Origin of the sequence: Faecalibacillus sp. H12 (genome assembly GCF_013361255.1) — a bacterium.
GTDB lineage: Bacteria > Bacillota_I > Bacilli_A > Erysipelotrichales > Coprobacillaceae > Faecalibacillus > Faecalibacillus intestinalis.
Genome location: NZ_JABWDK010000003.1, coordinates 1 through 23,201 on the forward strand (window position 1 = coordinate 1; position 23,201 = coordinate 23,201).

Annotated in this window: 27 protein-coding genes; 10 read left to right on the forward strand and 17 right to left on the reverse strand. The window is 25.7% G+C overall.

Features of this window, described 5'->3' with window-relative positions; translation table 11 throughout:
• Positions 1-122 precede the first annotated feature (122 nt).
• The 4 genes from HUU89_RS04705 to HUU89_RS04720 all read right to left on the reverse strand — a co-directional run bounded on the left by HUU89_RS04705 (position 123) and on the right by HUU89_RS04720 (position 3,325).
• Entirely contained in the window at positions 123-680 is a 558-nt protein-coding gene (locus tag HUU89_RS04705) for a DUF308 domain-containing protein (RefSeq protein WP_175301115.1), read from the reverse strand.
• Between the two features lie 84 nt (positions 681-764).
• Entirely contained in the window at positions 765-1,301 is a 537-nt protein-coding gene (locus HUU89_RS04710; protein ID WP_117865628.1) for a TetR/AcrR family transcriptional regulator C-terminal domain-containing protein, read from the reverse strand.
• A gap of 69 nt (positions 1,302-1,370) precedes the next feature.
• Positions 1,371-2,513, reverse strand: coding sequence for a GHKL domain-containing protein (locus HUU89_RS04715; protein ID WP_175301116.1), 1,143 nt, complete (start codon positions 2,511-2,513; stop codon positions 1,371-1,373).
• A gap of 122 nt (positions 2,514-2,635) precedes the next feature.
• The gene (locus HUU89_RS04720) at positions 2,636-3,325 is read right to left on the reverse strand and encodes a LytR/AlgR family response regulator transcription factor (RefSeq protein WP_158560105.1); all 690 of its coding nucleotides are present in this window, start codon (positions 3,323-3,325) and stop codon (positions 2,636-2,638) included.
• A gap of 133 nt (positions 3,326-3,458) precedes the next feature.
• Between HUU89_RS04720 and HUU89_RS04725 the strand changes: the two genes are divergently transcribed.
• The 9 genes from HUU89_RS04725 (at position 3,459) to HUU89_RS04765 (ending at position 10,306) form a co-directional block, all read left to right on the forward strand.
• The gene (locus HUU89_RS04725; RefSeq protein WP_175301117.1) at positions 3,459-4,037 is read left to right on the forward strand and encodes an accessory gene regulator B family protein; all 579 of its coding nucleotides are present in this window, start codon (positions 3,459-3,461) and stop codon (positions 4,035-4,037) included.
• Entirely contained in the window at positions 4,006-4,152 is a 147-nt protein-coding gene (locus HUU89_RS04730; protein ID WP_117865621.1) for a cyclic lactone autoinducer peptide, read from the forward strand. Before HUU89_RS04725 ends, HUU89_RS04730 begins: the two co-directional genes overlap by 32 nt.
• Positions 4,139-4,540 (forward strand): hypothetical protein, encoded by a 402-nt coding sequence (locus HUU89_RS04735; RefSeq protein ID WP_175301118.1) that lies wholly within the window; start codon positions 4,139-4,141, stop codon positions 4,538-4,540. Before HUU89_RS04730 ends, HUU89_RS04735 begins: the two co-directional genes overlap by 14 nt.
• 73 nt (positions 4,541-4,613) lie before the next feature.
• Positions 4,614-5,624 carry a hypothetical protein gene (locus HUU89_RS04740; protein ID WP_175301119.1) on the forward strand — a complete coding sequence of 337 codons (1,011 nt, stop codon included), beginning with the start codon at positions 4,614-4,616 and terminating at the stop codon, positions 5,622-5,624.
• A 17-nt stretch (positions 5,625-5,641) separates the two neighbouring features.
• Complete coding sequence (locus HUU89_RS04745) at positions 5,642-6,466, forward strand: hypothetical protein (protein ID WP_175301120.1); 825 nt, start codon at positions 5,642-5,644, stop codon at positions 6,464-6,466.
• A complete protein-coding gene (locus HUU89_RS04750; protein WP_175301121.1) occupies positions 6,466-7,320 on the forward strand; it encodes an ABC transporter ATP-binding protein in 855 nt (284 codons plus the stop codon). The genes HUU89_RS04745 and HUU89_RS04750 overlap by 1 nt, the downstream gene beginning before the upstream one ends.
• On the forward strand, positions 7,307-8,413 hold the full coding sequence (locus HUU89_RS04755) for a hypothetical protein (protein WP_175301122.1): 1,107 nt from the start codon (positions 7,307-7,309) through the stop codon (positions 8,411-8,413). The genes HUU89_RS04750 and HUU89_RS04755 overlap by 14 nt, the downstream gene beginning before the upstream one ends.
• Complete coding sequence (locus tag HUU89_RS04760; RefSeq protein ID WP_175301123.1) at positions 8,397-9,404, forward strand: hypothetical protein; 1,008 nt, start codon at positions 8,397-8,399, stop codon at positions 9,402-9,404. Before HUU89_RS04755 ends, HUU89_RS04760 begins: the two co-directional genes overlap by 17 nt.
• Before the next feature lie 314 nt (positions 9,405-9,718).
• Positions 9,719-10,306 (forward strand): hypothetical protein, encoded by a 588-nt coding sequence (locus HUU89_RS04765; protein WP_175301124.1) that lies wholly within the window; start codon positions 9,719-9,721, stop codon positions 10,304-10,306.
• A gap of 24 nt (positions 10,307-10,330) precedes the next feature.
• Here the strand turns inward: HUU89_RS04765 and HUU89_RS14915 are convergent, their stop codons facing one another.
• Together HUU89_RS14915 and HUU89_RS04775 are read right to left on the reverse strand one after the other, a co-directional pair.
• The gene (locus HUU89_RS14915) at positions 10,331-10,849 is read right to left on the reverse strand and encodes a transporter substrate-binding domain-containing protein (RefSeq protein ID WP_022000776.1); all 519 of its coding nucleotides are present in this window, start codon (positions 10,847-10,849) and stop codon (positions 10,331-10,333) included.
• A 130-nt stretch (positions 10,850-10,979) separates the two neighbouring features.
• Positions 10,980-11,426, reverse strand: coding sequence for an S-ribosylhomocysteine lyase (locus HUU89_RS04775; RefSeq protein ID WP_117852201.1), 447 nt, complete (start codon positions 11,424-11,426; stop codon positions 10,980-10,982).
• 186 nt (positions 11,427-11,612) lie between these two features.
• Between HUU89_RS04775 and HUU89_RS04780 the strand changes: the two genes are divergently transcribed.
• A complete protein-coding gene (locus HUU89_RS04780) occupies positions 11,613-12,506 on the forward strand; it encodes a hypothetical protein (protein ID WP_118473730.1) in 894 nt (297 codons plus the stop codon).
• Positions 12,507-12,545: 39 nt separating this feature from the next.
• Here HUU89_RS04780 and HUU89_RS04785 read toward each other — a convergent pair whose 3' ends face one another.
• From HUU89_RS04785 to rnmV, 11 genes are all read right to left on the reverse strand, one after another.
• A complete protein-coding gene (locus HUU89_RS04785; protein WP_117574313.1) occupies positions 12,546-13,307 on the reverse strand; it encodes an ABC transporter ATP-binding protein in 762 nt (253 codons plus the stop codon).
• A complete protein-coding gene (locus HUU89_RS04790) occupies positions 13,297-14,271 on the reverse strand; it encodes a FecCD family ABC transporter permease (protein WP_175301125.1) in 975 nt (324 codons plus the stop codon). The genes HUU89_RS04785 and HUU89_RS04790 overlap by 11 nt, the downstream gene beginning before the upstream one ends.
• Positions 14,258-15,148: a heme ABC transporter substrate-binding protein IsdE gene (gene isdE, locus HUU89_RS04795; protein WP_175301126.1), complete on the reverse strand. Its 891-nt coding sequence runs from the start codon at positions 15,146-15,148 to the stop codon at positions 14,258-14,260. Before isdE ends, HUU89_RS04790 begins: the two co-directional genes overlap by 14 nt.
• Positions 15,126-16,001 (reverse strand): heme-binding Shp domain-containing protein, encoded by an 876-nt coding sequence (locus tag HUU89_RS04800; RefSeq protein WP_175301127.1) that lies wholly within the window; start codon positions 15,999-16,001, stop codon positions 15,126-15,128. Before HUU89_RS04800 ends, isdE begins: the two co-directional genes overlap by 23 nt.
• A gap of 30 nt (positions 16,002-16,031) precedes the next feature.
• The gene (locus HUU89_RS04805; RefSeq protein WP_118748789.1) at positions 16,032-17,585 is read right to left on the reverse strand and encodes an NEAT domain-containing protein; all 1,554 of its coding nucleotides are present in this window, start codon (positions 17,583-17,585) and stop codon (positions 16,032-16,034) included.
• 206 nt (positions 17,586-17,791) lie between these two features.
• On the reverse strand, positions 17,792-18,748 hold the full coding sequence (locus tag HUU89_RS04810; protein ID WP_107029258.1) for a ribose-phosphate diphosphokinase: 957 nt from the start codon (positions 18,746-18,748) through the stop codon (positions 17,792-17,794).
• A gap of 14 nt (positions 18,749-18,762) precedes the next feature.
• Positions 18,763-20,142 (reverse strand): bifunctional UDP-N-acetylglucosamine diphosphorylase/glucosamine-1-phosphate N-acetyltransferase GlmU, encoded by a 1,380-nt coding sequence (glmU, locus tag HUU89_RS04815; RefSeq protein ID WP_032091132.1) that lies wholly within the window; start codon positions 20,140-20,142, stop codon positions 18,763-18,765.
• 120 nt (positions 20,143-20,262) lie between these two features.
• The gene (ispE, locus tag HUU89_RS04820; protein ID WP_175301128.1) at positions 20,263-21,108 is read right to left on the reverse strand and encodes a 4-(cytidine 5'-diphospho)-2-C-methyl-D-erythritol kinase; all 846 of its coding nucleotides are present in this window, start codon (positions 21,106-21,108) and stop codon (positions 20,263-20,265) included.
• 6 nt (positions 21,109-21,114) lie between these two features.
• Positions 21,115-21,852 carry a sporulation peptidase YabG gene (locus HUU89_RS04825; protein WP_032091131.1) on the reverse strand — a complete coding sequence of 246 codons (738 nt, stop codon included), beginning with the start codon at positions 21,850-21,852 and terminating at the stop codon, positions 21,115-21,117.
• Between the two features lie 10 nt (positions 21,853-21,862).
• Positions 21,863-22,681 carry a 16S rRNA (adenine(1518)-N(6)/adenine(1519)-N(6))-dimethyltransferase RsmA gene (gene rsmA, locus HUU89_RS04830; protein WP_117828294.1) on the reverse strand — a complete coding sequence of 273 codons (819 nt, stop codon included), beginning with the start codon at positions 22,679-22,681 and terminating at the stop codon, positions 21,863-21,865.
• Positions 22,662-23,198, reverse strand: a complete 537-nt coding sequence (gene rnmV / locus HUU89_RS04835) for a ribonuclease M5 (RefSeq protein WP_107029256.1) — start codon at positions 23,196-23,198, stop codon at positions 22,662-22,664. The genes rsmA and rnmV overlap by 20 nt, the downstream gene beginning before the upstream one ends.
• Positions 23,199-23,201 lie beyond the last annotated feature (3 nt).

The window sequence follows — 23,201 nt, forward strand, 5'->3', positions numbered from 1 at the left end:
GAAACTAGGTTCTTTATTAATACCTTTCCTAATTTCTAAATACATTATAGTTCTTGGCTTTAGCACTGTCAAGAGATGAGTGCTAAAATGTTTTAATTATTTAAAAAAGCAGATTTCTCTGCTTATTGAATATAGGTTCTGTATTGTTTAATAATTCTTGTTAATCTAAAGACAATAAAGAGATTAGATATTCCATTAATTAAAAATAATATACCAATCACAAATGAAGATGAAATCACTGTACTTGGTGCTAAAAAGAACATCGTAAGACCTGTAAATATTAAAATTGTGACAACAACATAATCAAAAGTTAAAGAATAACTTATCATTGATTTAATAAACGTATAGGCTTCAAAACAATATAAAGCACTAATAATAATATATAAACTAAAAATATAAGAGAAGAAAGTTGTCATAAGTGGTATATGTGTTAACACAAAGATTCCTAACAAACATTTTAGAAAACCACTTAATAATGTATTCTTCATAAAATAAATATCTAACCATCCATTAAAATAATAAATAAAATCAAGAATACCTGTTGCTGTAATAATTATTCCTGCAATAATCGTAATCATTTGAAAGGATTCTTGAGGATTGATCAAGAATAAAATCCCAATAATAATTGCACTAAGTGCGTTGATCCAAATACTTGTTTTTACTTTATTTAATGTTTTCATATGTATCACTTCCTACTTATAATATAGTCCTCTTTTATTGATTATAAAATGGACAAAATAAGTAAAATAACCAAAAAAACAGACTTATAATAAAGTCTGTGAGGAACTATCTATTAAATGATAGATTTTTTCTACAAATAATTTTAAATCATAATCTCCTTGGCATTCTAACCAATCAATTAAAATACCAATCATTAAGCATTTATAAAAATGTGTTAATGTTTCCTTTTCATCTTCACTTCTTGATACATAATGTGAAGATTGTTTCATAAACATTTTAACAATATGTAAAGCGACATGATTCATATATGTAATAAATTCATCTTTTTGAGATGATGAATAAAGATGTTGGAAAGCTTTTTTATGTTTTATAAATTCTTCTACCAAAGGAGAAAGACACGTCATTGGTGAACCAAATTCATAATTGTTTTGAATGATTTCATCTGCCCATAATTTTACTGTATATTCAGCAAGATTTGGGATATCTTGAAAATGATAATAAAAAGTGTTTCTATTTAATGCACAACGTTCAACAATGTTTTGAACTGTTATTTTATTAAAGGGTTTTTCTTCTAATAGTTGCCAGAACGCATCAATAATTATTTCTTTTGTTTTCTTCATATCTTTACCTCATTTACCCCATTATAACAAAAAAGAAATTGTAGATGAACAATTTCTTTTAAATGAATATTAATGAATATATTCGTATTTATCAATAACTATAAGAACAGTAAACCAATATTTATCTTCTGAAAAAGATATTTCAGATTTATATTTTTTTAAAGTTGATTTTACACTTGATAAACCAATTCCATGTTCTGCCGTTCCTTTTTTACTTATGAGCTGAGGATTATATTTTAATACTGGATAGTTAATCGTATTCTTTATTTTTATATAAACATATTCGTTATCTTGATTTAAATCAATAATGATTTTTTTTGATGGATTTGCTGAACAATTCTCAATTGCATTATCAATAAGATTTCCAAATATAATATACGAGTCCAATTTATCAAAAATGATATCTCCATTGTAGTGATTACATATAAATTGTATATTCTTTTCCTGAAATATTTCTCGTTTTGATGAAATTATATAGTCCAAGGAAGATACTCCTGTATTAACAGATGTTTCTAATTTAGTTAAATTTGCTATTTCTTTTTTTATTTCTTTTTCAAAATTCTCATTATTATTTTCATAACAATCTAATAAATATAATAGATGATGTTTCATATCATGTTTTATAGTTTTTAATTTTTCTTCATTTTTTATAAGTCTATGATAATCTTTTTCCTTATTTTTTAATTCTTGTATGATCAATTGATTCGTAAATGTTTCATTTTGTAATTGTATATTTTGAATAAAAAATTTATACATAAAATATACAAATACATTCAATATGATTAATTCTATTAAAGATGATAGAACAAATGTCTTTTTTACAAAGATAGTATTAAAAATAATAATATAAAGAACTAACATTGACGTAATTAATATATCAAATGTTTTATGTATTTTAATTTCAAAAATATACTTTTTAAAATACTTATGAAAAATAAAACTTAGTAATAAAAAAACAACTTTTGATATAAAATTCACCAAATTATTACTATAAATATTATACGTAATCATATAAGATATACTATTAACAGTAACTAATACAAGAGCATTAGAAAATAATAATAATATATTATTGAGAATTGCTACAAAAAAACAATTAAAGATATCTTTTCTAGAAAGATAATGTGTAATTCCTAAATAATACAATATCTCTACAAATAACAATGTGTAATCAGTTAAAAAATGATAATTGTACATAATACTTATTATCATTTCTCCTATCCAAAAAATCATAAATCTTATTATATTTTCTTTTGAGGTGTAATCTAATATCAAAAAAATAAACATTATTGAAATAAATGTTTCAAACATCATTATAACTATATTAAAAATATTCATACACTTTCTGCCTTTCTAACTAAAAATAATCTTTTTGCTTCTTTAATCATTGGCCTACTAATATTAAAACATAGTCCATTTTCATAAATAATCATTCCATTAGAAATCTTTTCTACACAATTCCAATTAATTAAAAATGACTTATTCACTTGAAAAAATATATCCGAATCTAATAATTTATATATTTCTGATAATTTCATTCGCACTTTTATACACGTATTATTATTTTTATAAATATAACAATTATGTTTATTTGATTCACAGAATAAAATGTCTACTAGTTTAATTTGAATTATTTCTCCATTACTCTTTACCTGGATTTTTTTATTTTTTTTATCTAATAGAAATATTAATTCTTCAATAACACGTTCTATTTCTAAATCAAAATGTTCTTTTCTTATAAAATCAAATGGATGTACTTTAAAAGTATCAAAAACTAATTCACTATGATTTGTTACAAAAATTATAAATGTATCTAAATGCTTTAATTTATATTGATTAGCAAAATCTATCCCATTCATCATTGGCATATCTATATCAATAAATACAGCATCATAATTTTTATTCATATCTATTTTAGATACATCTTGAAAACATTCTAATTCCAATTTATTACAATTTATAATTTTATTTTTCATCATATTAAGATCATTTTTATTATCATCAATAATTATTACTTTGTACATAAGCTTTCCTCGAAAATAGTATATCAAATATTTTAAACTAAAAATATGCATTATTTGCCTTATTATTTACCTTTCTTGCCAAAATCCAAAAAAATTAAATATTACTGTTATTATCAAATTGGGAGGAGCAAGAATGATAAATTATTTAAGTAACAAATTCATTTCTATATGCCTAGAAGAAAAAATTATAGATGTAGATAGCGATATATATAAATACGGATTTGAATCTATTTTATCAAGTTATTTATGTATAGCGATTGTTCTATTTACGGGTATTTTTATAAAATACAAATTAATAGCATTTTTTTACTTACTTATTTTTTATTTTATTAGAAAATATTCAGGAGGATATCACTGTGATAGTTATTTAAAATGCATAATATGGACGGATTTTATATTCATATTATCTGTAATAATGATTGATAAGCTAAATTATGAATTATTAATTCCATTATGTATCGTATGTAGTATTTTTTCGATAAAAAAAGCTCCAATATGTCATTTTAATAAACCATTTACAAATTCTCAGAGAAAGATTTTTAAACAAAAATATTGTCATATTATTTATATTCTTTTATCACTTGGAATAATTTCTACTTTTCTATACCCTCTTCTATCGAAATTAATTTTTGTAATTATAATAATCAATGCTTTTCTCATGAAGAAAGGAGAACAAAAAAATGAAAAAAGAATTACTAAAATTTGTGGCTAAGAAGTCATTATTAGCCGCTAAGTCATCTACTGAAAATACATCTAGATGGCACATGTATGAACCACCATTACCAAAAAAACTAATGAAAGGAATATTAAATTATGAAAAAAAATAAAATTAAATTATTTGTAACATTAAGTTTCGCACTACTTATGGCATTTGGAAATGTAAACTCTGTATCCGCTGCTAAATCAACAACAAAATCAACACCCTATGGTACATTAAAAGGATTTATATCTCCTTATAATAGTGGATCATCTAAATTGTGTGAAGGTGGTACCACTATTGGTCAAAATGTTAAATCTATAAAAATAAAAATAGAAGCTAAAAAAACTAGCACTGGTGCTAATATTGGTTCTACTCAAAACCAACATGCAAATAGTTCTGGTGTTGGAGATACATTAGAATGTTGGGGATATACTGGAACTAAAGTTACATTTTATGGAACACATGATGCTATTCATACAACCGGATATCATGTTTATACATCTACACAATATTAAATTAATATAAATATCATTTTTGATAATAACTATTAAATTATCAGAAATGATATTTTCTATAATGAGGTTAACTATGAAAAAAATAATAACCATTTTTTTAGTCATATTACTATGTGGTTGTCAAACCACAAATAATCATAAAGTAAAAACAGTTAAGAAAACTCAAGATTACCAACAATTATCAAAATATGAAATCATTGATTTTAAAATCATAGATCATAATTTAATATTCGTTTATAAAAAAAATAATCAAACATATGTTTATGATTATTCTATAGAAAAAAATAAAGAATTATTAAACACAATGATTTTTGATGGGCCTGTTAATAAAGCTAAAATACATGTTCTTCAAGATATATATGCTATTCAACTAACAGACAATTTATTTTTATTTCAAAATCATAAACTTAAAAATCATATTGATTTAAATAATTTTTTTGATGAATTTGAATATGATAGTTTAGCTGTTTCATCATCTGGTCAATTTATTTCATGTGTAAAAATGAATTATGATACAGAAAGTGTTTTATTATTAGATAGAGATACTCGCTTAGTTAGCACTGTTCTTACTTTAGATGATACACCTAGAAAATTAAATGCTATATGGGAATTAGCTTTCACAAATGATAAAACCCTTATTTATACTGGTGGAACATATTTAAAACAAGGTCAACAAACTTCTGGATGTTATGGGGTAATAGATATAAATCATCAAACTTATAGTTTATATAATAGTCCCCAAGTTACTTTAAGTTCTTTTAAAGATAAAAGTATTATTCATAATCAAGATGAAGGTTATGGTGCTAATAAGGATAAGATTGCTGTTTATTATGATGATGATTTTAATGATTTAGGACTTAATTATGAAAATTCTGTAAATTGTTATTTAAGTAATGGAAAGATTATTATTACAGAAAAAGGAAGTGTTGATGATTGGAAACCTTATATTATTTTCAATAATGTAAAATATGATTTTAATGAGCTAGATAATATTTTATTTGCTGAATATGTTGATCATCAATTATTTATTATAGGTAAACAAAATGAGAAAACTACTTTTATAAGAAGAGAGGTAACAGAATGAAAAAAATAATACTCAGTATGTTTTGTATATTTTTACTTGTTGGATGTAGTACCAAACAAGAAAATATAACAATCAAAAAGAATAACAATCAAGAAACAGTTGATTTAAAAGTAGGTTTTGGATTGCATCATATTGAAGATGGTTATAGTTTTGATGGTAAAGATGTAGATATTAATTATGATTATGAAGTTGTAGGTAGAGATGCAAATTTTGGTTTAATGATATTTATTAATGGTATTCCTCAAATGATTAAGCATGAAGATAAAGAAAGTTTAGTCTACACATTTAAAGGAAAAAAAGACACTAATAAAACTGAGCATGTTTCTATTATGCCTAATACTGGTAGTAAAGGTGATCATCTTTATATGCATGCTTTTTTAATAGCTGATTATGAAATTGTTGATTCTCTTAAACAACTTACTAATAAACAACATATGATGGCTTGTGGTACTACTTTTATTGATATTCATCAAGATACTGCTAATAATCCTATAGATTTAAATAATAATTATGATTTAATTGATTATACATCTGATTTATTAAAACATGATGAAGAAGGTTATTTTGATAATAATTTACTTATTCAATTTCCTAATAATCTAGAAGGAAATTTTAAGAAAAATAAACCTATTACTATAAAAATGAGTGGTATTTCTGATAATTATATTCTTTGGGTATTAGAAGATTTAAAACCTGTATCTAGCTACCATATAGAACTTCCTAAAAATAAAAGTGCAGTATTAAGCTATAAACCAGGAAATAAAACAAAAAATGTAAAAGCTATTGCTATTCCTCTTTCAAGTAATCTTCCAGAAGAAAGTACTTCATTGGTGGTAAAGTAATGAATATTTATATAAATGATTTATCAAAGTATTATAAAAACAAAAAAGCATTAGATCATATTACTTTACATTTATCATCTGGAATCTATGGATTAATTGGTCCTAATGGAGCAGGAAAAACTACTTTTTTAAGTATTTTATGTGGACTTATTAAAAATGATAGTGGAACAATTGAAATTGATGAAGTTAAGTTTTTAAGTGATGATTTTTATCATGTCTTTGGATATGTTCCTCAATCTCCTGCTTTATATGTAGATCTTACTTGTAATGAATTTCTTGAATATATTTGTGCACTTAAATCAATTGATAAAAACCAAATAGATCATACTTTAAGATTAGTTAATTTATATGATCAAAAATATATTAAGATTAAAAAATTATCTGGAGGAATGAAGCAACGTTTACCTATTGCTCAGGCAATCATAAATGATCCTCAAATTTTATTATTAGATGAACCTACAACAGGTTTAGACCCTATTGAAAGATTAAGACTTAAAAATCTCTTAAGAAATCTTTCAAAAAATAAAATTATTATTATTTCTACTCATATTATTCAAGATATGGACCATCTAGCTAAATCTCTTATATTCTTTAAAAACGGACAATTATTAGATTTTAAAAGTCCACAAGAATTAATATTATCATTAAAACAATTCTTTTATGAAACGATCGTTTCAAAAAAAGATCTACAAAAATATATAGAAACATATCATGTTTCTTCTATTGTACCTATTAACGATGATTATAAAATTAAGTTTTTTTCTCATAAAGATGAATTATTTCCACATTGTAAAGAAATAAATTTAGAAGATATTTATCTTTATTATTATGGTGATGTTTATGATAAAAGGTGAATTATATAAGTTATTACGTTCTAAATCAGTTAAAGTTCTATTTATTCTTTTACTTATCTTAAACAGTTTACAAATCATATATGTCAATTATCAAAATATATATGGAGATATTAATACAGGAAAAAGAAAAATATTAAAAATAATTCAAGGACCTATTTCTCAACAAAAATATGATTGGCTTGTTAATTATCATAATACGATGTTAGAACAAGTAAATAATGGAAACTATAATACCAAAAACAAGTCTAAAAATACTTTTTCAGGTTATATTTTCGGTGATGAACAGATAAGTAATAATTTATTAGAAGATTATGAATATACAATCAATTATCATTCTTCAATTAAAAATAAAATCACTATTCTAGATGAAAATATTAAAAAAACTCAAAATAGTAAATGGAAAAAAGAAAATATAATGCTTAAAAAAAGATTAAAAAATAGAAATCTTAGCTACTACTATGATTATACCTTAATCAATAATTTTATGAATCAAGATTTTCAATATCTATTATCCCTGATATTTTGTATTATCTTAGTAATCAAATTATTCATCTATGAAAAACAAAAACAAACAGATTTATATTTTTATATTTCTAGAAAACAAATAAAAAAAATATTTATATCAAAGATATTAATGATCTTGTTATTTACGTTTCTTTCTTCTTTATTATTGTTAATAGAAAGTTATCTTATTTATTATTTTTTAGGAATGAAAAATGGTTTATTTCAACCACTTTATGCATTATCTCATTTTATGTATGAACCCTATAATATTTCTATATTCTTTTATATTGTTTGTAATTATTTTTTTCGTTTAGTTGGATGTTTATCTTTCTCTTATTTATTTTTATTTCTTTGTCATTTTTTAAACAAGGAATATAAAGGATTTTTTATTGCTATATTGATTATTTATATTTCAATTCAGTTATATAACAACAATCTATTAAGTATTATTAGTTTTTCATCTTTAAATGATTCTATCTATAATCAAAGGATTTTTATGAGTTCCTTATTATTTTCATTTATCATTTTAAATTTAAATTTTTTTACCTATTTTCTATTTAAGAGGAGATATTATGTATCAATTAATTAAATTATATTTTCGTTTATTTTTTAAAAATAATAAAGGTTTACTCATTATTCTTATTTTACTTTTTACATCTTTCTCAACTTTATATATAAATCTACATCAAACAAAAATAAACCGTGATACTACTACACAAATTTATGATCAATATATAGATAAATACTCTGGTATTCCAAATAATTCAAAAGAAAAAAAAATTCTAAAAGAATTAGATTCTTATGAGAATAATGAAGATATTTTAAAAGAATATCAAAATCATCAAATTAATCAAAAAGAATATCTAAAAAAACAAAGAAAAAATAATTCTAATATTTTAAAAAAAGATGCATTAAATTCTTTCTACTTATATTATTTAAAAATTAAAAATACTCAACATAAGGAAATAGTTAATACAAGGTATACTGATTGTTTAAATTTTAACAATCTAGATTTTATTATCATTCTCTTTCTTTTCTTTCTTATTTATAGTATCTATTTAAAAGAAATAGATGATCATATATGGATTTATGAAAAAACAACATCTAATGGTATTAAGAATGCTAAAAAGAGTAAAATATTTGTATTTAGTTGTATATGGGGATTATTTTTAATTTTAATGACTATTGGTAAAATACTTATTTTTAAACATTTTTCTAGATTAGATTTTTCAATAATTAATATTCCTTGGTGTTCAAAAAATTGTCCAAATATTTCATTAATAACATTTATATGCTTTTGTACATTTCTTTACTATATAGCGAGTTATCTTTTATGTGGTCTAAGTATTTTACTAAAAAAATTTATTCATTCTAATATCTTTATTTTGCTTGTACTTTTTATTTTCGTCTATATTCCTTTAGCTTTCTTAGGAAATAGTATACATATTCTTTATTTTCCTTTTATTAGTTTTCTTGTTCCTGGTCGCTATTTTGCAGGTTATGGTGAAAAAATGTTAGGCATAGATTTTCATATAGTAATTATTGAATTGATTATTATCTTTATATTCTTTCTTTATTAATATTAATAACTGGTTGTTCAAATAATCAAAATAATTCATCTAGTTTTCAATACAATAGTTATCATGAACTTAACTTTGCGGAAAATAAAGAATATTATTATTTTTCTAATAAGATAATAGATAAAAATGATTGGAAAGAGTATTCTTTAGTAAGAAATCTTTACGAATCTAGTAATAATTTAATTAATGTATTTCCTCAAAAAGATGGTTTTTTTTATACTATTGACGATGATGAAAGTGAATATTTATATCTCTTTAATAATGATTTTCAAGATGTTAAATTAAAAAAGTTATCTTCTTTACAGAAGAATTTTATGAATATAGAACAACAACATATCCCTATTTCAGATAAGAATATATTAGGTATTATTGGTAACAAGAATAGATATTATATTATTTATAGTGACAAAATAACTAATCAAAATAATAAAGTTGTTTATAAAGGAAAATTAACAAACCGTTATTCTATTTATCATCAATATCTTTATTTTCTACAAGATGATTATACAATCATTAAAATATCTCTAGATACATTTAAAAAAGAAAAATTAGATACTCCATTATGTGATTATTTCTATATAAAAAATAATCATCTCTATTTACACAATATTCAAGATGATAAGTTATATTGTGATAATCAAATTCTATTTAATGAACAAATTGAAAATAGTGATATATATAAAGATAAACTATATTACACCCGAAATGATGGTTTATTTATGTATGATTTTACTTATAAAGAAAGTACTTTATTAACAAAAGAAAAAGTATATTCATTAAAAATATCAATAGATGGAAAATATTTATCTTATATAACAGATAGCACTAAAAAAAATAAAGAAATTAAAATAATCATTAAAGATTTAAAAAAGAATAAAATAGTATATGTTAGAGATGCATAAAAGTCATGGATAAACCATGACTTTTTAAATAATATAGTCTGTATCTCCTCGATATCTTGCTAGAAACTGTTGTGTTCTTGGCATTTGAGGATGATCAAATATTTGTTTAGCTGTGCCACTTTCAACAATTTGTCCTTGATCCATAAAAATCACTTTATCTGATATTTGATGTGCAAAAGACATTTCATGAGTCACAATAATCATTGTGATATTTTCATCAGCAACACGTCCTTTAATATCCCTCATTTTAGTAATTTCAGTATTATATTTTTTAGTGATAATTGCTGGATATGAGTATGTATGTGGAATTGAAAAATCATATTTTTTCTTTCTTTCAGCAGTAATAGCCACTTGGTTAGTTACTAAATCATATTTATCTGAATCAAGTCCAGCAATTAAACTATACCATTTAACTTCTACAAATTTAACTTTGACCCCTAATTCTTTAGCAAGCGCTTCTGATACTTCTACATCATAACCTACTAAATTATCGTTATCATCATGATAAGAGAAAGGAGCAAATGTCCCTTCTGCTCCAATCACGATTTCTTTATTTTCTTGAATTTTATCCCATGTATTTTCTTATTTAGATGAAGCACATCCTGTTGTCACACTTGCTAGTAAGGTAAGTGCTAATAATTTAATCCCTAATTTTTTCATTGTTGTTTTCCCTTTATAATAGATGATATTCATGTTCCCATTTACTATTTACAAAATAATTAGCTGCTTTTTTAGCTTCAGCTAAATCCATGAATGTATAATTTCCACATTCTTCTTCCTTAGCCCCTGGAATCTCTTGATCCCAAGAGGCAATTTGACTATAAACATCTTTTACAACTTCTTTAATCACTTCTAAATCTAAATCTCTCACAATCAAATAAAAGCCTGTCATACAACCCATTGGTCCAAAATAAATCACTTGATCTTTATATTTACCATTTCTAAGTAATGTTGCGCCAATATGTTCAATCGTATGTGCTGCTTCTGGTTTTAAAGCTGGCTCAACGTTAGGTTGTGTCATTCGAATATCATATGTAATCAAATCCCCATCAATTCTTGATACATAAACTCCTTTAGTTAGTTTTCGATGATCAACACTAAAACTTGTAATTCTTTCCATTTTTAATTCCCCCATTTTATTTTGTACCAATTTATTCATTTCATATATAATTAATATGATATAAGAATATAACATTCACTTATCCATGTCAAGCAAAAGCTATGTGACTAAAAGAATTAAAATTTTTTATTTTTTTAAAGAAAAAAGCAAAAAAAGAGACGATATATATAGTAGGAGGTATATTTTATGGAAGGTATAATTGAAAAAAGTTCATCTAATCATAAACTAGTATTAGATAACTATTGTAAGTTGATTATTTGTCATGAAGAAATATTAAGTAGAATAGTTATATGTTTTGTTGATGAAGCAAAACATTTAACTCTGAATGAGATTGAAAGATTGATCAAAGAAAAGAAATCTTTTCAACATTTAGATAAAGAAAACTTTATTCCCTATAGTGGTAAAACGAATTATGATTTCCTTTGTACGATTGATTTATCACAAAGAATCTATCTAAATGTTGAAATACAAAATGACCCCAATCCAGGTTATTCTCTGATTACACGAGGTCTTACTTATATCTCAAGAATCATGACCACACAATGGAAAAATGAATATTATGACTATGATTATAATCATATAAAGAAAGTCTATTCAATTTGGATATTACCACAATCTGCCAAAAAGAATGATGGTCATATCAATGCATATAAGATAGATGAAATAAATATCAATGGAACAACAATAGAAAGAATAGAAACCTATGACAAAGGTGTACTTATTATGATATACTTAAACAAAGAACATGATACTAATGAAAAGTATATAATCTATGATAACATACTAACACCACTTGTTGCTTTTTTAAATAATGTATTAAGTTATCAAGAAAAAAGAAGAATCATGAAAGAATATGGATTTAATGTAATAGATAAGGAGGTAGAAAAGATGTGTAACTTAGGAGAAATGATTGAAAGAGAAGCAATTCAAAAAACGAAACAAAGTGAAAGAAAAAAAAGAAATATCATGGTAGTAAAAAATCTTATTCATAATTTAAATACTACTTTTTCTAACGCAGTAGAATTACTTGGATTACCTCAACAGGAAATTGATGAGATTAAAAAATATTTTCAATCATAAAGAAAATGTATCAACTTAAATCTATAAGTTGATACATTTTTATTGATAATTTAATACAAATAATTCTTCATTATTTTTTATAACATTTAAATCATAATCATAAACTTCTTTTAAAGTCTTTTGATTAATCACTTCATGAGGTTTTCCTTGAAACATCAGTTGTCCATTTTTCATTGCTATAATTTCATCACTATAATGAATTGCTTGATTAATATCATGATGTACCATAATAATAGTGATTTGATATTCTTTGTTTATTTTTCTTAATAAATTAAGTGTCTCTATTTGAGCTTTAATATCTAAATATGTTGTTGGTTCATCTAATAAAAGTATAGGTGTTTTTTGTGCTAAAGCTAAAGCTATCCAGACACGTTGTTGTTGTCCTCCTGATAAGCTATTTAACATTTTATTTTGATGTTCTTTAAGATTTGTGACTTCTATTGCCCAATCTATTATTTGCTCATCTTCTTTTGAAAGAGATTGATGATAATTAAGATAAGGTAATCTTCCATAACCTATGATTGTTCTAACATTTAAATCCCCATATACTTGATTCTTTTGATGTACAACAGCTACTTTTCTAGCAAATTCTTTAATTTTATAATCCCATATATTTTTATTATCTAACTCAATTGATCCTTGTTGTATTTTATAAATACGACTTAATAGCATTAAAAGTGTTGATTTACCACTTCCATTAGGTCCAATAATGGTTGTTATTTTTTGATCTTTAAACTGTATATTTATATCTTTCATATAAGATTGATGATTATAACTAAAAGATAAATGATTAACTTTCATATAAACTCCTTTTTAATAATAAGATAAATATTGGACCACCTATCATTGACATAATAATTCCTGCACTTATTTCATAAGGAGCCATCAATGTTCTACCTATTGTATCAGCAACTAATAAAATAATAGCTCCACATAAGGCAGTTGTTGGGATAAGATATTTATGTTGATTACCTACAAATAAACGTGCTAAATGTGGCACAAGTAAACCTACAAAGCTTAATATTCCAGCAATAGCAACAGATATACTGCATAATAAAACAGCTAATAAAGATAAAATAAAACGATATGTATTTACATTGATTCCTAATGATAATAATGTACGATCTTCTAATCCTAATAAATCACATGCTTGTGTTAAAAAAAGTAAGATTATTAAAATTGGCACAATATAAATCATTAAAAGAAATACATCATTCCATGAATATAAAGTAATTGTTCCTGCTGAAGATGAAATAGAAGCTGACATACTTTCTATAAGAGAAACAATGGCATTCATAGTATAATGAATTGCTACACCAACAAGAATAATTCTTGTGGTATTTAAACCTGATTTCCAAGATAAACTATAAATAATAATAAATGTTATTAAGCCTCCTAGACATGTAATCATTGGTTTAAATACATATAAATCAGGTAAAAAAATACCAACTAAAAGACTCACAATATTTGCCCCTGCACTTATTCCTATTAATCCAGGATCTGCTAAAGGATTTTTAAGAACAACTTGAAATAATAATCCAGATAAAGCTAATGCACACCCTACAAGCATTGTTACAATAACTCTAGGAAAACGTATTTGATAAATACTTGCTACATCTTTGTTATATTCTATAAATAAACCTTTCATTAGTTGTATAAAAGATACTTTAATTGATCCTATATTAATTGCTAGAAAAAAGCATATTCCTAAAATAATCATTAAACCTAATATAAATAATAATGGATTCTTTTTAATGATTTTCATATAAAATTCCTTCTAAATCTTCTAATCCCTTTTGATAATTAAAATTAGCACTCATTCCAAAATACTCATGATTTAAATCAAATACTTTATTATTTTTAACAGCATCAAATTGTTGCCATGTTTCATTATTAGAAAACTCTTCTTGAAAATAAGCCATTACTTTTTCAGGCATTGCATGACTTGTTCTTAAAATAAGATCAGGATTTTGTTTTAACATATCTTCTACACTTACATTAACAAAATCTTCCCCATTTCCATCTCCATAAATATTCGTACCACCTGCTAATTTTACTAAATCTCCAACATAACTAGATTCAGTTGCTACAACATAACTTCCTCCTGGAAGACCCATTAAAATAAGTACACGTGGGCTCACATTGTTTTGATATTTTTCTCTAAAAGAAATCATATAATTTGTATAATCATCAATTAATTTTTGTGCTTTTTTTTCTTTATTGAAGAATTTTCCTAATTCTTCAATACTCTTATACATTCCTGATAAACTTTTTAAATTTAAAAAACTTGAACTTATTTTTATTTTTTCATATTTACTTGCTAAATCACCTTCTAATGAATTAGGACTTAAAATAAGATCTGGTTTTAATGTAGAAAGTTTTTCCATATCTGGTGACATTGCATTTCCTAATTGAGTTGCCTTTTTATATTTCTTAGGAACTGAATAACTATCACTTTGAGGAATACCAACAACCTGTTTTGATGGTACATCTAATTGGTCTAATATTTCAGTTATAGAAACAGATGTAGCAGCAATTGTTACTTCTTCATTTGTTTGGACTTCTTGATTTTGATTAACACATCCAGTTAATAAAGAAATTAAACAAATAAAAATAAAACTATTTTTTAACTTTTTTAACATAAACTACACCTCCTATAACGATCACGCCTAAGACTCCAATAATCCATAAAGAATAATGAGAACTTGCTTTTTGTTCCTTTTGATTTTTCTTTTTTATATTTTTGATAGTTAATTTTAATTTTCTATCTACTTTTCCTTTTGAATTAATTAAATGATTACTTAATCCTGTCGCATTTTCCATTAATGATTCTTTTGTAATTGTCCCTACTGTAGCTTGTGACGCTTCTGTATTTTCAACAGCTTCTGGAGTTGTTTCCTCTTGTGCTTTTTGTTTTGGTGTTGATGATTGAGTTGTTGTACTTGATTGATTTTCTGTTGATGCTGTTGGTGCTTGGCTTTGTGGAATCATTTGGCTGTTATAAACACCTGTTCCAGATATTGCCGAGGAAATATTTGGTTTAATAAAAAATTGAACATCTCTCCCCATAGGACTTACATACATAATAGGACTAATATAAATATCTAATGAACTTACTTGTATTCTATAATGATTAACTGTATCTCCATTTGCACTACTACTTCCTGTTTTAGTTGCTGATACAGAAGACATAGCACCACTTGATGTCATGACTTTAAAACGCACATTACTAACATTAGAAGCTAATCCAAGTCCTATAGTGATATAATATTTTCCTCCCGTTTGTTCAAGTAATAATTGTCCTTCAACAATATTACCTACCATACTATCGCCTAAAGCAATATTTTCTCCACCATCTTCTGTTTTACCTGTAAGAGGATTAACATAACTTGTTGAACGACTTATTAAATAAGCGCCATCATTTAAAGCATTTACTGGCGATAAAAATAACAACATCATCAAAGCAATAATATTTATCTGTAATATTCTTTTCATAATTCCTCCATAGAAATAATGAGGCATATTTTATGCCTCATATTTTTTTTGTAAAACAACAAACATAAATAATGAAATCATACCTAATACACTCATCATTGTGATAGGGGCTTGATCTCCTGTTTTTACTGCTTGACTTTCTTGTTGATTATCTTTTTTAGTTTCTGTTTTATTTTCAGTAGCTGTATTACTTGCTTGATTTTGATTATTTTCTTTTGGATCTTCTTTTTTAGTATTTGTTTCTAATTCAGTTTTATCTGAAATATATGTTAATGTACTATAATCAACTTTAATTCTTGCTTCTAAATCCATATTACCCATCATAGCAACATGTGGATTCATCATTACATTGATATATTCATCTTCATGAGGTAATTCAAATGACCATAATGTTGGATTACCTTGTGTATCTTTTTCTATAATTGTAGCACTATGATTTTTATAATCTTCTTGAGCACTTCCAATATAGAATTCTTGTAAACTTGCTTTAATTGTTCCAAATGACATTTCTTTTGTAGAAATATACATTGTTGCTTTTCCATCTTTAACAATAATTTTAGCTTTAGAATCTAAAGCAGCAGCTGCCATAGATGCTTTATCACTTGTTGCATTCCATAATGCAACATCTACACTATATGTACCATCTTGATTAAATCTAGAAGGAATTACTTTTGTTAGATGATCTAAATCTAAAGATAATCTAGCAGTAGCACCTCTATTACTTCCGCCGTAATAGAATTTAACATTTGTAAGTTTTACATTTTGATCTAATTTAAATTGAACCTTTGTTGGATGTCCATTTTCTTCTTCAATAATTGTTGCTTCTTGATATGTTCCATCTTTTAATTGATATTCCATTTTATCAACTGAAGCTGTTTGACCATACATTGTCATTTCTTTTAATTTTAATGTAACAGTCACTTCATTATTGTTAACATTTATTTGTGCTGATTCAATTGCCTTAGCTGCCATTGATTGACCATCACTATTTTCTTTTAAAACATCAACTGGAACATTATATGTACCATCTTCTAAAACATATTCTTTTTGTAATTGTTGAACATTATCTAAATCTAATGTTAATGTTACATTTGTTGGATAATCCTTTCCTTGTCCCATAAAATAATTCATAAAATCAACTGTAATTGATAAAACTGTTGAATTATTTTCATCTAATTGAGGTAATTCAAAAGAAATTTTTTCTGGTACTTCTACTTCTAATGTTTCTCCACCCATTCCTTGTGTAGACTTTTCTACTTTTGTTGAAAGAGTTGTTCCATTAGCAATTGTTAGAACATTTGCATAATATTCTTTTCCTAAATTAATAATCATATTTTGTAAAGTAGCAATTGCTTGCATTTTTCCATCTTCATTTACTGTTACTTCTAATGAATCTCCAAATGCTTTTGCAAAAGCTGTTTGTACCGCTGGAATTGGTGCAGCACTTGTTAAACTTTTGATTGGAACTTGATATGTTCCTGCTTTTGATAAATCATTATTTAATGCATGTACTGAATTAAATGATGTAAGTTGTAAACATAATGCCATCATTAGGGCTAATGTTATTTTTAATAATTTTTTCATGTTGACCTCCCTTTTGTAAGTTAGCTTAAACTAACTAAAGAGAGTTTAGCATTTCTTTTCCATTTTTCAATATTTTATTTTGTTTCAGGTGTGTAACATAAAAGATACTATTTTATGATTATTTGTTGATATAACTACACTTTTATAGATGTTTTACATGTGAAACAAAAAAGCCTTCCATCAAAGGAAGACTTTTATTTTTTATATTATTTTTCGAAATCAAATTCTTGGAAAACATCACTTACTGGTAAATTATTTTCAATACTTTCAATTGTTTTAGCAAGTAATGAAGCTACTGAAACAACTTTTAATTTATCGAATTTCTTTTCTTCAGGTAAGATAATTGTATCAGTTACAACTACTTCTTTAGCTGAACAGTTTTTCAATCTTTCAACAGCTGGTCCTGAGAATACTGGGTGTGTACATGCAACAAATACATTTTTAGCACCTTTTTCAAGTAACATATCAATACCTGCTACAATAGTTCCACCTGTATCGATCATATCATCAATCATGATACAGTTTTTACCTTCAACATCACCTAATACACCCATGATTTCAGCAACGTTAGGTTTTGGTCTTCTTTTATCAATGATAGCTACTGGACAATCTAAAGCAACTGCCATTTTACGAGCACGAGTAGCTCCACCATGATCTGGTGAAACAACACAGATATCATCTAAGTTTTTATTTTTGAAATAATTACAGATTAATGGTAATGCTTGCATATCATCTACAGGAATATTGAAGAATCCTTGGATTTGTGCAGCATGTAAATCAATTGTTACAACACGATTAACACCAGCAGTTGTTAATAAATCAGCAACTAATTTAGATGTAATTGGTTGTCTAGGCTTTGCTTTTCTATCTTGTCTAGCATATCCAAAGTATGGCATGATAGCTGTAATTTCTCCAGCTGATGCTCTTTTTAAGGCATCTGCTAAAACTAAGATTTCCATTAAGTTTTCAGTAACAGGATTAGATGTTGATTGGACAATGAAAACATCTTTTCCACGAACTGATTCATCAATTTCAACTAAGATTTCTCCATCAGCGAAATGGTGAACTTTTGATTTTCCCATTTCACAACCTAAATTATCACAAATATCTTGTGCTAATTCTACTGATGATGATAAAGCAAATACTGTAATTTTGTTTTTCATTTTTTCTTTTACCCCTATTTTCCTATTTTATTTCTTTTTTCTTCTAATACTTTACTATAACCTTCTTTGTTCACTTGTCTACTTCTAGCAATTGCAAAAGCATCTTCATGAACTTCATCTGTAATTGTTGATCCAGCAGCAATAAATGCATTTTTACCAACAGTTACAGGAGCAACTAAATTAGAATTGCAGCCAACGAAAACGTTGTCTTCAATTACTGTTTGGAATTTATTTTTTCCATCATAGTTGCTTGTAATAGTACCACAGCCAATATTTACGTTTTCACCAACTGTCGCATCTCCAATATAGCTTAAGTGCGCAGCTTTACTTCCTTTACCAAAAGTTGCTTTTTTCATTTCCACAAAGTTACCCATGTGGACATTTTCTAAGATATGACAATGATTTCTAAGTCTTGCATATGGTCCGATATCAACACCGTTTTCAATAATCGAATCAGCAATAACAGAGAATTTAATTTCTACGTTATCTTTGATTTCTACATTATCAAATTCACAATAAGGTCCAATATGACATCCATTACCAATCACTGTTTTTCCTTTAATAATACATCCTGGTTCAATTGTTGTATCATGACCAATCACTACATCTCTACCAATATAAGTATTTGTCATATCTACAATATTTACACCATCTAATAGATGTTTTTTATTAATACGATATTGTAATTGTTTTGTTGCTTCTTGTAATTCAAACTTATCATTAATTCCACCAACTTCTGATAAGTCATCAATTTTATAACCACCAACATTTAAATTTTGATGATTCATAATTTCAATTACATCTGTAATATAGTATTCATTTTGAGCATTGTTATTTGTTACTGATTCTAATGCTTTAAATAAAGCAGCATTATCAAAGCAATATTCTCCAACATTCATTTCAGAAATATTTCTTTGTTCATCTGTACAATCTTTATACTCAACAATACCTTTAACTTGATCATTTTCTCTAATAATACGACCAAATTTCTTATTTAAGTCACAATCACATGTCATGACTGTTCCTTTCATTTGATGTTCATTATGATATTGAATTAACCCTTGTAATGTTTCTTTAGTAATTAATGGTGCATCACCATTTAAAACAATAGTTGTTCCTTCTTTATCTCCTAAAACATCTTTTGCTTGCATCAATGCATGTCCAGTTCCTAATTGTTCTTTTTGCATTACGAACTCAACACCATCAACAAGTTTCATGACTTCTTCAGCTTTATGTCCAACAATAACATAAATACCATCAACACCTAAACCTTTTAATTCATCAACGATATGACAAACCATAGGTTTATATAAAACTTCATGTACTACTTTAGGCTTGTCGGATTTCATTCTTGTACCTTTTCCGGCAGCCATTACTACTGCGTAAGTTTTCATCGTCACACCCCTCTACGACGTCATTCTAACAAAATATAACTCATAATTAAAGATGAATAAGACAATTTATTGCAAATTCCTACATCTTTTCAAAAAAAGAAAATCTTATCACAGATTTTCTTACTTGTTTAAAATTTTCGATTTTCTAACAAAAAAATAACGTTTTCTAAAGAATTCATATCCTTTATTCATAATTTCTTGATTTCTAGTAATACCAAATACACATGAACCACTTCCTGACATTAAAGCTCCATCAAAACCTAACTTCATCATTTCTTTTTTGATTTCTTTAATTTGTGGCACCATTTTAATAGAAGGAAGTTCTAATGTATTTTGTAGATTATCAATAACTGCTTGATAATCATTCATTTCAATTCCTTTTTTCATCTTTCTGCAATCTTGATGTTTTACCTTAGATAAATCTAATGAAGTAAATGCTTTTTGAGTTGAAACACCTTTTTTAGGTTTTACAAGTAATAAATAAGCTTCAAAAGGTTCATCAATAAATTGTAATTTTTCACCAACACCTTCAACAAAAGCTGTTTTTTCATAAATACAAAATGGAATATCTGCTCCTACTTCTTTTCCTAAAGCAGCCATTTCTTCATAAGATAAATTTAAATGAAATAATTTATTCATAGCTTTAATAACTGCTGCTCCATCAGCACTTCCACCAGCTAATCCTGCTTGCGTTGGAATATGCTTATAGACAAAGATCTTAACACCTTTTTTTAATCCGTATCTTTCTTGCATCAATTGTGCAACTTTATACATAATATTTCTTTGATCGGTAGGAACGATCTTACTATTTGACTCAATTTCAATTCCTTCATCAATGACATTAATATAAATGAGATCATGTAAAGTAATAGGTGCCATGATCATTTCTAAATCATGATATCCATCTTCTCTTTTTCTTACAACATCTAACGCTAAATTTACTTTTGCATATGCTCTTACTTTCATTTTTCATTACCTCGGATACAAATTTCTGGCAACCCCTCTTGTATCAATTCCACCAACACCTAATTGTTTAAAAGAGGTTTTCTCTATAACTTTTTCTAAATCAACATACTCTTTAATATTTGTACTTGCGATTTGAGTTGTGATAATAACAGGATCTAACGCATGAATATTTTTTCTTGAAGGACTTGATGCAAAGTTAGCACCACTCGCTACTAGAAGTTCATAGTATGACTGACACGCTCCTGCAAAGATTACTAATGCATCTTTGTCGGGTTGATATTCTCTAGCCTTTTTGATTGCTTCTACAAAATCTAAACTGTGCAAATAATCTTGACTATTTCTTTTATGTCCATTTTTTTTCAAAGCATCATGTCCTGTAATGACTAAAAGATGTGGATTATGTTTTTTTAATAGGTTGGTTATTTTACTAGCAAACTCTTCTTCTTTAAAATAATAACCATATGCTCTAATACCATATTCTTGATATTTTTTCATACACATCTTTAAATAAGAAGGATCTCCATCTAAATGTAAAACACTTCCTTTTAAACATTTTTCTTGTGGTAAATGCACATCTTCTATTACTCTTTTCTCTTGAACAAGCTCTAAATCATCTATTTCACTATCCGCAATAAGACGATACTCTATTCCTCTTAAATAACAAATATTTTCTTGTATATCAATGACTTCAAAAATAATATCTTGATGATATTTTTTTCTACTTACAATATCACCTATCTTCATTCTATCACCATTATATAGTATGTTTATATAATGATTTTGTGATAGCCTGATAATCTTCTAATGTAAGTTGTTCACATCTTAATTTTTGATCTATTTGATTTTCATTTAAAACATCTAATGCATTTTGATATTCTTGTTTTAAATTATTATAAATCGTTTTTCTTCTTTGTTTAAAAGCACTATTTAATACTTTATATAAATCTAAATTAGCTTCCTTATTAATTGTAATCTTTAAAATAGCACTATCAATATGAGGTGCAGGAATAAAAACATTTTGACTTACTGTAAACATATATTCAATTTTACCCATATCTTCAATCATATACATCAGTGGACTTTTATAATCGCTTGTATATTTTAAAGCCACTTCTTTTTGTACCATCACGACAATTTCATCAATAACTTTACTTTCAGTTAAAACCTTTTCAATAATTTGAGTTGTAATATAGTAAGGCAAATTGGCTACTAAAATAACTTTTTCATACTTATCCTTTAAAGTTATTAAATCCTCTAAATTTACTTTTAAAAAATCTTCAAAAACAATCTCAATATTTTCCTGATTTAAAAACTCTTCATAGACTCCTTTAAAACGTGTATCTATTTCATAGCTTCTTACATATCCTGCATAACGTGCTAATACTTGAGTTAAAGCACCAATTCCAGGTCCTACTTCAATCACTGCACATTTTTCATTAACACTTGAACAACGAACGATTTTTTCTACGACATGAGGATCAATTAAAAAGTTTTGCCCATATTTCTTTTTAGGATATAAATCATATTTATCTAATATATATTGAGTTGTACTTTTAGTCGCTATATCCTTCATTCTCTAACTCCTTCTCTATCATTTCCCTGGAAATACCCACCATATTTAATCTTTTAAACAAAGTTTTTGCATTGCCATATCCTAAATGAAATAAATCATAAACCTTTAATCTTTTCTTTTTATCTCCAATAATATCTAATTCTAAAAACTCTTTCCAAGAAATACTTTCTTCTTGATTTGAAAATGTAACAACATTTTCAATTGCTTTCTTTACAGCTTCTTTATTTGCTTCAGCAATACCTAGTTTCTTTTTACCAATTGCATCTTTTCTATCAACAAAAGCATGTTTACAATTTTGTACATATTTCTCCACTTGGTTTCTAATCCTTAAACCTGGATAATCTGGATCTGTTAAAACAATAACACCTCTTGTCTTACTAGCCTCTTTAATAAGCTCTAATGTTTTATCATCTAATCCTAGTCCATGTGTTTCAATAGTATCTACATCATATAATTCTTTTAATAATTGGCTATCTGTTTTTCCTTCAACAACAACAATTTCATTAATTCTTTTCATAAC